The organism is Leptolyngbya sp. NK1-12 (assembly GCF_032598965.1).
Lineage (GTDB): Bacteria > Cyanobacteriota > Cyanobacteriia > Elainellales > Elainellaceae > Elainella.
This window is the reverse complement of sequence record NZ_CP053586.1, coordinates 2,939,044-2,952,843: the sequence shown is the minus strand read 5'-3', so window position 1 is coordinate 2,952,843 and position 13,800 is coordinate 2,939,044. Positions and strand designations below refer to the sequence as shown.

General features: G+C 52.0%; 8 protein-coding genes. 5 read left to right on the top strand and 3 right to left on the bottom strand.

Features of this window, described 5'->3' with window-relative positions; all coding sequences use genetic code 11:
* Nucleotides 1-181 precede the first annotated feature (181 nt).
* Entirely contained in the window at nt 182-673 is a 492-nt protein-coding gene (locus tag HJG54_RS12390; protein ID WP_316435273.1) for an ureidoglycolate lyase, read from the top strand.
* Between the two features lie 27 nt (nt 674-700).
* Here HJG54_RS12390 and HJG54_RS12385 read toward each other — a convergent pair whose 3' ends face one another.
* Nucleotides 701-1,078 (bottom strand): phospholipid-binding protein, encoded by a 378-nt coding sequence (locus HJG54_RS12385; RefSeq protein WP_316435272.1) that lies wholly within the window; start codon nt 1,076-1,078, stop codon nt 701-703.
* Nucleotides 1,079-1,687: 609 nt separating this feature from the next.
* Nucleotides 1,688-2,686 (bottom strand): pentapeptide repeat-containing protein, encoded by a 999-nt coding sequence (locus tag HJG54_RS12380; protein WP_316435271.1) that lies wholly within the window; start codon nt 2,684-2,686, stop codon nt 1,688-1,690.
* Nucleotides 2,687-3,171: 485 nt separating this feature from the next.
* On the opposite strand from HJG54_RS12380, the gene ilvB reads away from it, so the two are divergent.
* A complete protein-coding gene (gene ilvB / locus HJG54_RS12375) occupies nt 3,172-4,956 on the top strand; it encodes a biosynthetic-type acetolactate synthase large subunit (protein WP_420717389.1) in 1,785 nt (594 codons plus the stop codon).
* Nucleotides 4,957-5,172: 216 nt separating this feature from the next.
* Here the strand turns inward: ilvB and HJG54_RS12370 are convergent, their stop codons facing one another.
* Nucleotides 5,173-6,471, bottom strand: coding sequence for a trypsin-like peptidase domain-containing protein (locus HJG54_RS12370; RefSeq protein ID WP_316435268.1), 1,299 nt, complete (start codon nt 6,469-6,471; stop codon nt 5,173-5,175).
* A gap of 373 nt (nt 6,472-6,844) precedes the next feature.
* Between HJG54_RS12370 and HJG54_RS12365 the strand changes: the two genes are divergently transcribed.
* The 3 genes from HJG54_RS12365 (at nt 6,845) to polA (ending at nt 13,747) form a co-directional block, all read left to right on the top strand.
* Nucleotides 6,845-7,933 (top strand): glycosyltransferase family 4 protein, encoded by a 1,089-nt coding sequence (locus HJG54_RS12365; protein ID WP_316435267.1) that lies wholly within the window; start codon nt 6,845-6,847, stop codon nt 7,931-7,933.
* Nucleotides 7,934-8,387: 454 nt separating this feature from the next.
* Complete coding sequence (locus HJG54_RS12360; RefSeq protein ID WP_316435266.1) at nt 8,388-10,634, top strand: amylo-alpha-1,6-glucosidase; 2,247 nt, start codon at nt 8,388-8,390, stop codon at nt 10,632-10,634.
* A 185-nt stretch (nt 10,635-10,819) separates the two neighbouring features.
* Nucleotides 10,820-13,747, top strand: coding sequence for a DNA polymerase I (gene polA / locus HJG54_RS12355; RefSeq protein WP_316435265.1), 2,928 nt, complete (start codon nt 10,820-10,822; stop codon nt 13,745-13,747).
* Nucleotides 13,748-13,800 lie beyond the last annotated feature (53 nt).

Here is a 13,800-nt window from a genome sequence, read left to right as displayed (position 1 = left end):
ACCTATCGGGCTGACGACCAGCAATGGCAAAAGGGTAGTGGGATCGGAGTGGGGTCAGAGTGTGGGGTTAGAAACTGAGCAACTCGCAATCAGGGATAGAATCAAAAAATGGCTGTTTGATCTTAAACAGTTAGACAACAGTTAAACGGTTTGGACTGTAAGCCTAGCCCGTGGAGTTGCGATGCATCAACCTGTCACGATTCACCAGTTGCCTGCTCAAGCCATCACGCCCGAAAACTTTCGTCCCTATGGGCAGGTGATCTTTGCCGCGCCCGATGGCAAGGGCTTTGATCAGGAAGACGCCCAGCTTCATTTAAGCGAAGGAACACCCCGCTTCTATATCATGCGACTCCACTATCGAGGTCGGTCGTTTTCGCGAATTACACGCCATCAACGCTGCACGCAATGCCTTGGCGCTCTTGCTGGACAAGAGTGGCTAATTGCAGTTGCGCCCCCCGGCGAGGCAGGTTGCCCTGACCCGGTGACAATCGCGGCCTTCCGGATTCCGGGAAACTGCTTCATCAAGTTAGAAGTGGGTACCTGGCACGCAGGCCCTTTGTTCGAACAGGAATCAGTGGATTTTTATAATCTAGAACTGGCCGATACCAATATTACCGACCATCAAACATGCAGTCTGTCAGAAACCTATGGCTTAGAGTTTGAGATTGTCTAACCGCATGAGAAGATAGTCAAGCACAAGTCAGGAACTAACTAGCTTTTGCAACCTTGCTAGCGTATCCTGGGACGGCTTCACCTCCAAGTAGTTTTTCAAGCTGTAGCCAACGCTGATTCCATTGACTTCAACATCTGCAGTGCCAGCTGTAGCCATCGCCACATTCACCAAACGAATGAACAGGCGTTGATTGGGAATTTTGCCAACCAACAGTACAACAGCTCCCCGTTGAGTGACGCGCAAATTACTGATCTCATCAGATGAGAAGTTTTGCCTGAACGCTAACGAAACCCGTTTCGCTAGACCATGATGGTCATATTCACCCTGTAACCCTACCCGCTCAGGAGGAATCGTCTGAAACAAAGAAGATGTGGTAGATTGCCTGATTAACAGATTACGCTCCATCGTTAGATCACCGAATGCAGAATTGGCTCTGTGCTCCGCCTTTGACACCATTTGCTGGAAACCCACGCTCATTTGCCTGCTGACTTCTACCCTGATTCAAATACCCTGATTCAAATACCCTGATTCAAACCTTTTGCCTGCTGAATTACTGCTGAAAACTCGATGGAGCAATACTGAATTGCAACCGAGATTGGCAGCATTGAGGGCACTTCAGCCAACTAGGGTGTGCGGGGAAACACGTAAAGAATCGATGAGGTTTTATGAGGTAATTGTGAAAATATACATTACCCTATCACAAAAATCAAAGGCAAAAAACTGTTACTGATACTACAAAGAGCTTTGTGATACGGAAACAGCTTGCAGATGGGGCTAGAAGAGAATCAAGCTGTTCCCCTTCGGGCGTTCGCTCAAATGCTGGATTGACACTCTGTCGAGCGATTTGCCTAAGGCTAAACTACCCTTGAGCTTAGCGAATCACGGGGGTAACAAGCAAGTATCTATTGTTAAAATTTTTACAACAATTTTTGGTTTTCCGGTAATTTCCGCAGAGATTTGATTGATTTTAGGCTTGATTTCAGTACGTAAGCAGATCAACGGACCTAAGCAGGACTAGGCATGAATTGAGCCATCTGGCATCACCATTCCAGTCAATTTGGCTCCGGTCAGTTTCACCATCAGGCGATCCGAAACGCCAATTCGTGCTCCAGTCAAGTTGGCCCCCCGTAGGTCTGCGCCACTCAAATCGGCCCCAATCAAGTTTGCACCTTGAAGGTTTGCGTTACTCAAGTTAGCTTCCAGCAAGTTGGCTCGGAACAGGTTGGCTCCGCTAAGATCGGCTTCAGAGAAGTTAATTCGGTGCAGGAAGGCATCGCTAAGATTGGCATTGCGTAGATTGGCCCGGCTGAGATTGCGGCCAGACAGATCCTTCTCGCGCAGATCAGCGCCACTCCAATCGGTACCACTTAAGTCGGGTGGTTGGGGACGAGGCGGGGGCGGCGACGATGAGGACGGTTGATACCAGTCGCGCCATTTAGGTGAGCCATGATGGCTGTGGTTGCTAGTGCTGTGGTTGCTAGTGCTGTGGTTGCTAGTGCTGTGGTTGCTAGTGCTGTGGCTACTGGTACCACTGCTGTTACCAGTACTGCTACTAGTACTGCTATTGCTACTGTCTGAGCGACTATTGCTGCTGTCTGAGCGGCTGCCCTTAGCGTTTGAGTGGTTTGGGTTACCATTGGCGGTGTTGCTCTTACCGGCAGATTGGCCAGCAGCAGACTGGTAGTAGCTGTAGTGGCGTGGCGGTGTCTGGTAAGTATGGTAACGAGGAGGAGCCGTTCGTGGGTCAGGACGGGGTGGACGGGGCTGGTCCGCAGGCGACTTGCCTTGAGTAGGTTTGGACGACTGATTGGCCCGATGAGAACGCAACCGATCGCGGGCTTGGTTCAGTTCCTTCAATTTTTGATGGGCGATTTCTTGCAGGCGTGGATTGTCCTTTGGCAGGCGATCCGGGTGCCAAACAAACGCTAAATCGCGATAGGCCTGGTTCACCTCTTCGAGAGACGCGCCAGGTTCCAGGCCAAGAACTTTATAGTAGCTATCGAGATCACTCATCGATGTCGGCACAATTTATATTCATGCTACAAGCTCAGATGGGCGAGATGCACATGAAATCAGAAAAATTTCGGTTTCGCTGAGGACAATCTGGAGGAATCTGAAGGGAGCCTAGGAAGAGTGGCAGAGTTGGCAGTTTAAACCCCGAACCGCCCAAGCCGCGATTTGAGTACAAGATTTCGTCAAAAAACGCTGACTTTATAGTGCTTTTTTAAGAGCTACCATTTTCTAGCGGGCAGACTGATAGAATCGTTGCTGTGGTCGATTCAGCTCACTTTGTCATAGGGTGGCGATTTCGATCAAAGCCTCGACAGGTTTACCATTTCAGCACTAGACTAAGACATTATTCCTAGCTTTGTGCATCAGCAGATACAGAATTAAATATGCGTAAAGTCCTCCCCGCGCCTCCCCAGATTTCCGCAATTACTCAAGCGATTTCTCACCAAGCTACTGTTCCTGTGCGGGCCACTGGTGCCTTTGCTCTGATGGATAGCCTTAGACGCCACGGAGTCAAGCACATTTTTGGCTACCCAGGCGGCGCTATTTTGCCGATCTATGACGAACTTTACCGCAGTGAAGCTGCCGGACACTTACAGCATATTCTAGTCCGGCATGAACAAGGCGCTGCCCATGCTGCTGATGGTTATGCTCGCGCCACGGGTAAGGTCGGGGTTTGCTTCGGTACATCCGGTCCGGGTGCCACCAATTTGGTGACTGGGATCGCTACTGCCCAGATGGACTCGATTCCGCTCGTGGTGATCACGGGGCAGGTGGGTCGTGCCGCGATTGGCAGCGATGCCTTTCAGGAAACCGACATCTACGGGATCACTCTACCGATTGTGAAGCATTCCTATGTTGTGCGTGATCCCCGCGATATGGCGCGAATTGTGGCAGAAGCATTTCACATTGCCGCCACGGGACGTCCTGGCCCAGTGCTGATCGATATTCCTAAGGATGTGGGGCTGGAAGAGTTTGAGTATGTTCCGATAGAACCCGGCAGTGTTAAGTTGCCCGGATATCGCCCCACCGTGAAGGGCAACCCTCGCCAAATTATCCAGGCTCTGAAGCTGATTCGAGAAGCGCAGCGTCCCTTGCTCTACGTCGGCGGCGGCGCAATTGCATCGGGTGCTCATGCCGAAATTCACGAGCTAGCCGAACGGTATAACATTCCTGTGACGACTACGCTGATGGGATTAGGAGTGTTTGATGAACACCATCCCCTCTCGGTTGGCATGCTGGGAATGCATGGCACTGCCTATGCTAACTTTGCCGTGACAGAGTGCGATCTGCTGATTGCGGTTGGCGCTCGGTTTGACGATCGGGTAACAGGCAAGCTGGACGAATTTGCTTCACGGGCCAAGGTGATCCACATTGATATCGATCCCGCTGAGGTTGGTAAAAACCGGGTACCGGAAGTGCCAATTGTGGGCGATGTGCGGCAGGTGCTGTTGGACTTACTGCAGCGCGATGCGGAAGACGGCAAACCCGCCAATTTGGAACAAACTCAGGAATGGCTGCACCGGATCGAGCGCTGGCGGAATGATTATCCGCTGACCGTGCCGACCTATGCTGACGAAATTTCGCCTCAAGAAGTGATTGTGGAGATTGGTCGTCAAGCTCCCCATGCCTTCTACACCACTGATGTGGGCCAGCACCAAATGTGGGCCGCCCAGTTCCTCAAGATGGGGCCGCGGCGTTGGATCTCTAGTGCGGGACTGGGTACGATGGGCTACGGAATGCCTGCCGCAATGGGTGCGAAGGTAGCCCTTCCCGATCAGGAGGTAATTTGTATCAGCGGTGATGCTAGTTTCCAAATGAACTGTCAGGAGTTGGGAACCCTGGCTCAGTACGGGATTAATGTTAAAACTGTGATCATTAACAACGGCTGGCAGGGCATGGTGCGGCAGTGGCAGCAGGCTTTCTATGGAGAGCGGTATTCCTCTTCAGATATGCAGCCCGGAATGCCCAACTTTGAGCTACTGGCCCAAGCGTTTGGCTTGAAGGGAATGATCATTAAGCACCGCAATCAGTTACAAGATGCGATCGCAGAGATGCTGGCTCACGACGGTCCGTTTCTCCTCGATGTACGGGTGAAGCGCGATGAAAACTGTTACCCGATGGTCGCTCCTGGTAAGAGCAATGCCCAAATGGTAGGTTTGCCCAAACCACCTGAGCGGGAGGAAAGTGCTGGCCCGATTCTATGCAGCAACTGCGGTACTGAGAATGAACCTGACAACAAGTTTTGCCCAGAGTGCGGAACCAAGCTCTAGCAGTCGCTGACTGGACAAATGAGCAGCTAGATAACGTTGATCAAGTGCCTCCAATCTCTGGGGGCCTTTATTTTGGTAAAAACCCGCATTGATCAATCATCCGACTTAGCTGAAGAGAATGATTGCTATAGCAAAATTAGAGATATTCCTGGTATGACATCAGAAACGTAAGATGACAACAAAAGGATCAAATACAAAAGGATCAAATGTTGTTTCTTAAAACCAGCGTCGTGACCGCCTTGGCAGTGGGTCAATCAAATGGGGCTGTCCCATGCGCTGGGCTAGAAAATCTTGAATGGTTTCAATTGGAATACTAACGCCTTCGCCGGTTGATTGCTGCACCGCTCGATTCACACCAATTACTTGACCCGATCCATCGATCAGCGGACCGCCACTATTGCCCGGTTGTAGAAAGCCGTCTGGTGTGCGAATGCAGCGCAGCGGAGACGTACCATTGGCACAGGTGCTGTTTAACTCAATCACCTGGGAACTGCTCATTTTCCAACTCTCTCCCCGCGGCGAACCAATCGCATAAACCCGATCCCCCACTTTGACCTGAGCTGTACTGGTTGCAAACGGCGTTATGGGTAGGCCGTTGACTCGCTTGAGTTGAATCAGGGCCAGATCCAGTTCCGGATCAAATGAAGTCACAGTGCCTCGAAACTGACGTCCATCAGCTAACTTGACGCTTGGAGACGGATTCCGCTCCACTACATGATGGTTGGTCAGAATCAAACCATCTGGCGATAGGATGATCCCCGCTGCGGTTGAAGCGATCCCCTGATGGCTGCTGTTCCACACTTCGACCGTCACGGGTTTGATTTTGCTGTAAATTTGCTCGGCCGAAAGGGCGGCTGCAGGAAGCGGTGAGACCGCCTCAGGCATAGGCGATGGTATAACCTGCGTCGGCAGATCGGCCACTAAATCAGCCAGTATCCGGTCCCGCCTCAAGCCGTCTCGAAGCGCCAACTGTTTTCCAGGCGTCAGCGGAGGCCGGAGCTGACTACGCCGCAATCGCTCTCGCCGGCTCACTACTTCTAGGGCTGCCTCTGTAGGATCGGTCGGTAAATTCGCCAATAGTTGCTTGGTCTGAGGTACACCGAAACTAACCGCACTATCCAAACAGGTGACATCCAAAGGCGATAGGTGGCGACCGCAATCCCCATCATGCCAGTGCATTTGGTAGATAGCCCTTACTTCCTGGTTTTCGATCTCAACCAGATCCCGAATCGGTTTACCGTTGAGTTGCCGCCAGCGGTCATACTCCAGTTGCGTGATGCCATAGCTATTAAACCCACCCAAACCCCCATAGCCTGGAGCCGTGTTTCCCAGTTCGCGAATGGTGTCATACGCCAACTCAAACTTGGGATCGGCAGGCTGAGCCGATTTCCCTAGCCGTTGCATCACCCAACTGCTAAGGCGGGGTGCCATCAGTAGCAACAATACTGAGACCACCAACAGGCTCAGAGAAGGCGTCACGCTGCTTAGCTTGAATCGTCCAGACTTCACGTTCATCGCATTCTCCTGGGCACCATATTGCTATTTTCTCGCAATCGAAAGAATTTCACCAGACGTTGTGGTGATCCGACCAGTAAACCGCCTAGCTATCGGCAATGGAGAATCAACGAGGAGCGTAAAGAATAAATGAAGCGTGTCAGCTCCAATTAGTTCAGTTCAGTTCAGCATCTACTGCAAGAGGTGGGGGAATCAGTACCTGGGAAGGATGCAAGCAGAATTGACATATTGTGAAAATTGGTTAAACTTCATGTCAATACTTGACATGCGAGCTGAGCTGTGTGGATTCGCTCGATTGCCAAGCATTCTAGCTGGCAGAATCCATTGGTTAATTGAACGCACGCTTAACAATTAGCAATTTAGGAGACTTGTTATGCGAATTGCTCAAGTTGCACCCTTATGGGAGCGAGTACCTCCTCCGGCCTATGGAGGAACTGAACTCGTGGTCGCTCATTTAGCGAATGAATTAACTCGGCGTGGTCATGACGTTACCCTGTTTGCTACAGCCGATTCAAAAACGCTAGCAAAACTAGAACCCGGCGCACCCCAACCGATGCGTCTTGCAGGTGTCACCCCGGTTGAATATCAGCTCTATGATTTGATGCAGCTAACGCGCGTAGTGCAGCAGGCTGATCAGTTTGATGTGATTCACTTCCATGTTGATGCTTCTGCTTTGCCCTACGGCAATCTTCTCAAAACCCCGGTGGTGCATACCATCCACGGAATCCTTACCCCGACAGCAGCAGAGCTGTTTGCCCAGAACCGACACCAAAACTTTGTGAGTATCTCTGATTCGCAGCGACGAAACGATCTGGGACTGAATTATGTTGCTACGGTCTATAACGGAATTGATCCAGCCACTTATGAATTTCATCCGCAGCCAGATGAGCCTCCTTATCTGGCTTTCTTTGGGCGAATTTCGCCGGAAAAGGGTCCCCATTTGGCGATTGAGCTGGCAAAACGCACCGGCTGGCGCTTAATCATGGCAGGCAAGGTAGATCGAGCCGATCAAGCCTTCTATGAAAGCGAGGTCAAGCCGTTGATTGACGGCAAGCAAATCGTCTATGTCGGTGAAGCCAACCATGCCCAAAAGAGCGAGATTATGGGGCGGGCTGTAGCAACCCTGTGCTTGCTGACCTGGGAGGAACCGTTTGGGCTGGTCATGCCTGAGTCAATGGTTTGCGGTACGCCCGTGATTGCTATGGCTCGCGGCTCTGCCCCTGAGCTAATTGCCCATGGCAAAACCGGCTTTTTGTGCCACTCGATGGATGAATGTATAGCCGCTCTAGACCGAATTGGAGACATCGACCGGAAAGCCTGCCGTGAGCATGTGGAACAAAACTTTAGCCACATCCGCATGGTAGAAGGCTACGAGGCGGTTTATTACCAATTGATGGAAAAAAGGTTTGCCCAAAACGGCAAACTGCAACGCTCGAAGCTAACCTCTGAACCCGTAATCTAAACCAAGCCGTAATCTAACCGTGATCTGGAGGGGCGGGCAACAGTTCGCCCTTCTGGCTTGAATACAGTTGGATGCGTATCTGCGTAAGCGAGATTGGTTTGCAGTGGCACAGCTTCTGCACGCTTTGAAGTGTCTAGAAATTTCGCCTAGGAATTTCATCTGTTGATCCGCAACCTGACCTAATTTTTTGATTGAGCGTAGATTAAATTAACAAACAATTTAAGTAGCTCAAAATATTTTGATTAATTTGGAGAATTACTTAGCAGCCCAAATAGAGCAAGTAAAATTTTAAAGAGCGATTTCTGTCAATCATCTAGCCTTACCAGGCTTTTGGGTAGGGGAATCGTTGTGCAAATCTCCTGAACCGTTCGTAAATCTTGCAAATACGGAGTTTTGCGTTCCCCCTGCCCTGTTTTAGGTTTATGTTGCCCTATTTACGTGCTGGTTCTAAATTATGCCTGATATTGTCGAACTAGATGGACGCACCTTCGTTCCGGCTGAGCAGTTGAGCCTACCACAAGCCTGTACTACTCCCGGACGGTTCCAACCTACCCTCACTTTAAAGGATGATGATCTGTTTTTGATCACCGATACCTTGGGGAACATCAATGGCTGTCTTGAGGAAGACAGCAACAGCAGTTTGGGGCTTTTCTGTCGTGACACCCGTTTCCTGAGTTTGCTCGATTTGCAAATTGAAAAGCGCACTCCGGTTCTGTTGAGCAGCACAGCCCAAAAAGGATTTGCCCTTTCGGTGCTTTGCGCCAATCCCTATATCGAAAATCGGCTGTTGGCCGAGGTGATTGGGATACAGCGCGAAATTGTCCTCAATGGCGGTCTATTCGAGGAACTGACCATCACCAACTACAGCCGCGAGCCGGTCAAGTTTGAAATCAGCCTATCGTTTGCCGCAGACTTTGCCGATTTGTTTCAGATCCGTGGCTTTACCCGCGAACACCAAGGCCGTTTGATGCGGCAGATCAAGCCCGGTGAAGATATGAACAGCTCGATGCAAGAACTAATGCTGCAAACCGGAGAGCTGTCGTTAGCCTACCAAGGTTTAGATGGAGCACTGGTCGAATCGCGGATTCAGTTCTCCTACCGGCAGCCCGACCGCTTCGATGGGTTTACGGCCATTTGGGAGCTAGAGCTAGAGTCCCACGAAACTCAGCAGTTAGGCTATCGCTTACAGCCGATGATCAACAGTCGCCCTGCCTCAATGGTGAGTGCCCCTATGACCTTGCGGCAAGCCATTGCGGCTGAGTCGATGGAGAAGCAGGACTGGTGCGCTTCAGTAACGCAAATCCGCTCTGACAACCGCGCCTTCAATGAAGTGATCGAACGGGCCGAGCAAGATATTTATCTGCTGCGGCAGACCTTTGGCAGAGACAGTAAAGATAAAGTCCTGGCAGCTGGCATTCCCTGGTTTTCTACCCTGTTTGGACGTGACTCAATTATTTCTGCAGCCCAAACCCTGATTCTTGATCCGCGGATTGCTCGGCAAACCCTGATGAGTTTGGCTCACTACCAGGGTAAAGTCGATGACGAATGGCGCGAAGAACAACCCGGTAAAATTCTGCATGAGCTGCGCCTAGGCGAAATGGCTCGCTGCGGCGAGGTCCCCCATACCCCCTACTACGGCACGGTAGATGCCACGGCGCTGTGGATTATGCTTTACGCCGACTACTATGCCTGGACCCACGACCGCGAAACCCTGGAGCACCTCTGGGACAATGCCTTGGCTGCGATGGACTGGATCGATCGCAACTGCCGCCAAACTGGCTACCTCACCTACTACCGCAAATCCAGCAAAGGACTGCGCAATCAGGGCTGGAAGGATTCAGAGGACTGTATTGTCAACCGCAAAGGTGAACTAGCTGAAGGAGCGATTGCCCTCAGCGAAGTGCAGGGCTATGTCTATGCCGCTAAGATGCGCCTCAGCGAAATCGCCCGCCTCAAGAAACGGCTCGATTTAGCGGATCGCTGGCAAGAAGAAGCCAAAGATTTGCAGGTTCGCTTTAACCGCGACTTTTGGGTGGAAGATCAGGGCTACTGCGCCATGGCACTGGATGGCGATGGCAGACCGGTGGATGGGATTGGCTCCAATCCGGGTCATTGTTTGGAACTGGGCATTCTCTATCCGGAAAAAGCCCGCAGTGTAGCTGAGCGCTTACGGGCACCCGACATGTTCAACGGCTGGGGAATTCGCACCTTGAGCAGCCTATCGCCCGCCTACAACCCAATGGGCTACCACATTGGTTCGGTCTGGCCCCACGATAACGCCATGATTGCGGCTGGACTCCGCTCGTTGGACCTGGTGGATCAGGCGTTGGAAGTCGCCCAGGGCATTATTGATATGACTCTCCAGCAGCCCTACCAGCGTCCGCCCGAACTGTTCTGCGGCTTCGAGCGTATGCCCGACAGCAGCCCCGTCCGCTATCCGGTGGCCTGCTCGCCTCAGGCTTGGGCAACGGGAGCCATCTTCCAGTTTCTGCAAATCATGGTCAACCTGAAACCAGATGCACCCAGCAACTGCCTGCGAGTCGTAGATCCAACCCTACCGCCATCGGTCAGCCAGTTGTCGCTGCATAACCTGCGGATCGGCGAAACCGTGTTGGATCTGGACTTTGAGCGTTCGGGTAGCACAACGGCCTGTCGGGTCACGCGCAAGCGAGGCAACCTGCGGGTGATTATCGAGGCATAGCATATCATTCGACCAGCAGGTACAGGCCATCAATTGCTGAGGCCGGACTATACTGACGATTGTTGAAGCAGTAGATTTGCCGCTATACCAGAAGTAGGACAGATGTTCTAGTATAGAGTCCTTGTTCAATCGGCCAGCTCAAACTGCTGTATACTCACTCGAATGGTTTCGCGCCTGCCATGCCTATGCCTGCTGATCAACCCAAACTGCTCTTGATCGACGGTCACTCGCTCGCCTTTCGGGCCTATTTTGCCTACGCCAAAGGACGAGATGGCGGCCTGCGAACCTCCACCGGCATTCCCACGAGTGTCTCCTATGGGTTTCTTAAAGCGCTGCTGGATACCCTAGAGGCCGAGAAACCTCAGTATCTGGTCGTGGCCTTTGACATGGGCGAACCGACCTTTCGCCATGAGGCCGACGAAACCTACAAGGCGGGCAGGCCCGAAACTCCAGAAGACTTTATCCCCGATATCCAGAACCTGCAGGAACTGTTGGTAGCAATGAATCTGCCGGTGGTGACGGCAGCGGGCTATGAAGCCGATGACATTATTGGTACCCTGGCGCGACGAGCCAATGGCGCGGGCTGGCGAGTGAAGATTCTTTCCGGCGATCGGGATTTGTTTCAGCTGATTGATCCAGAGGCGCAGACAACCGTCCTCTACCTCAGTACCACCTTTGGCCGGGGCACCCCGCCCCCCAAAGAGTTCGGAGTAGAGCAAGTCAAAGACAAAATGGGCATTTTGCCCTCCCAGGTGGTGGACTACAAAGCCCTCTGCGGCGACTCGTCCGATAACATTCCTGGCGTCAAGGGGATTGGTGACAAAACGGCTGTCACCCTGCTCAACACCTACGGTTCGCTAGAAAAGGTGTATGCCTCGCTGGACGAGATGAAAGGAGCCGTGCGGCAAAAGCTGGAAGCTGGCAAAGCCGATGCCTGTCGGTCCCAATATATGGCCCAGATTCATCTAGATGTACCGCTGGATATCAGCTTAGAGCAATGCAAACTGCAAGGATTTGACGATGAGAAACTGGTGCCGCTGCTAGAAAAACTAGAGTTCCGCTCGTTTTTAAGCAAAATCAACCAAATTCAGCACACGCTAGGCGGAGAAGTTCCAGCCGTTCCCGAATCGGAATCTGCAGCTTCTAGCAAGGGCAAATCGGGCAGCAAACCTCAAGCCAAGCAGGACCTAGCCGAATCCGACGACCTCTGGTTCTTTAGCGCCGAAGAAACCGAAACCAGTCAGCGCGTCAGTCAGGCCGCGATTCAGCCCCACATTATTGACACGGCAGCAAAGCTGCAACAGCTGGTGGATCGCCTCCTCGCCCATACCGATGCTGCCACTCCCGTTGCCTGGGATACCGAAACCACTTCGCTGGATCCGCTCGACGCTGAGCTGGTTGGAATTGGCTGCTGTTGGGGAGCCGGTTTGGCTGATATGGCCTATATTCCAGTCGGGCACCAGGCTGGCGGCAATCTTGACAAAGCTCTAGTGCTGGACTCGCTGCGGCCCATTTGGGAAAGCGCCCAGTATCCCAAGGCGCTGCAAAACGCCAAATATGACCGGTTGGTGCTGCGGCGGCAAGGCATTGAGCTGAAGGGCGTCGTGTTTGATACGATGCTAGCCAGCTATGTGCTCAATCCTGAAACCAGCCATAACCTAAGTGATTTGGGCTTGCGCTATCTGGATTTGCTCTCTCAGAGCTACACCGATTTAGTGGCAAAGGGCAAAAGTATCGCTGATTTAGATATCCCCTCAGTTGCAGAATACTGCGGCATGGATGCCTATCTAGTGTTTCAGCTCGTGCCCAAACTGCGAGCCGAGCTAGAGCAATTCCCTCAGCTGCATCGATTGCTGTTAGAGGTGGAGCAGCCGCTGGAACCCGTGCTAGCCGAAATGGAGTACCACGGTATTCGCATTGACCAGGAGTATCTACGCCAGTTCTCGCAGAAGCTAGAGCAAGATTTGGTTAACATCGAGCAGCGAGCTTACGCCGCAGCAGGTGAAACCTTTAGCCTCGGTTCTCCCAAACAGCTCAGCGAATTGCTGTTTAATAAGCTGGGCCTGGACCGCAAAAAATCGCGCAAAACCAAAACCGGCTATTCTACCGACGCCGCCACGCTGGAAAAACTGCAAGGCGATCATCCTGTTGTAGATGCAATTGTAGAATATCGCACTCTAGCAAAATTAAAGTCAACCTATGTGGATGCGTTACCTGCTCTAGTCCGTTCAGATACTAAGCGAGTTCACACTGACTTCAACCAAGCAATTACCTCAACCGGACGTTTATCGTCCTCGAATCCCAATCTGCAAAATATTCCAATTCGGACTGCTTTTAGTCGTCAAATCCGCGCTGCCTTTATCCCCGAAGCCGGCTGGCTGATGGTGGCCGCCGATTATTCCCAAATTGAACTGCGGATTCTGGCCCATCTGAGTCAGGAGCCGGTCCTGCTGGAAACCTACCAAAATAACCAAGATATTCACACCCTGACGGCTCGCTTGCTGTTTCAAAAAGACGAGATTAGTCCCGAGGAACGCCGGTTAGCAAAGGTGATCAACTTTGGCGTCATCTACGGCATGGGAGCGCAGCGCTTTGCCCGCGAGTCTGGGTTCAAAACCGCCGATGCCAAAGTCTTCATCGAGCGATTCAACCGCGAATATTCCCGTGTGTTTGCCTATTTGCAGCAGATGCAGCAAGAAGCGATTGCCCGTGGCTATGTCACCACCATCAAGGGCCGCAGGCGTTACTTCAACTTTGCCAGCGATAGCCTGAAGCGATTGCGCGGCACCGATCCCAGCCACATTGAGCTAACCAAACTGAAATTGCGTGACCAATACGACGCCCAGCTTTTGCGCGCCGCTGCCAACGCCCCAATTCAAGGCTCCAGCGCTGACATTATCAAGATTGCCATGGTGAAGCTGCACGAGATTCTTAAAGGTCGCCGCGCTCACCTATTGCTGCAAGTCCACGATGAACTCGTGTTTGAAATCCACCCCGACGAATGGCAAGAACTACAGCCGCAGATCAAAACCACAATGGAATCTGCGGTAGAGCTTACAGTGCCGCTGTTGGTAGAAGTGCGAACTGGGCAGAACTGGATGGAGGCGAAGTAGAAAGTTTGAGTTTTGAGTTGGGCTTCCAGCTTAAAACTTAAACCTCAAAACCT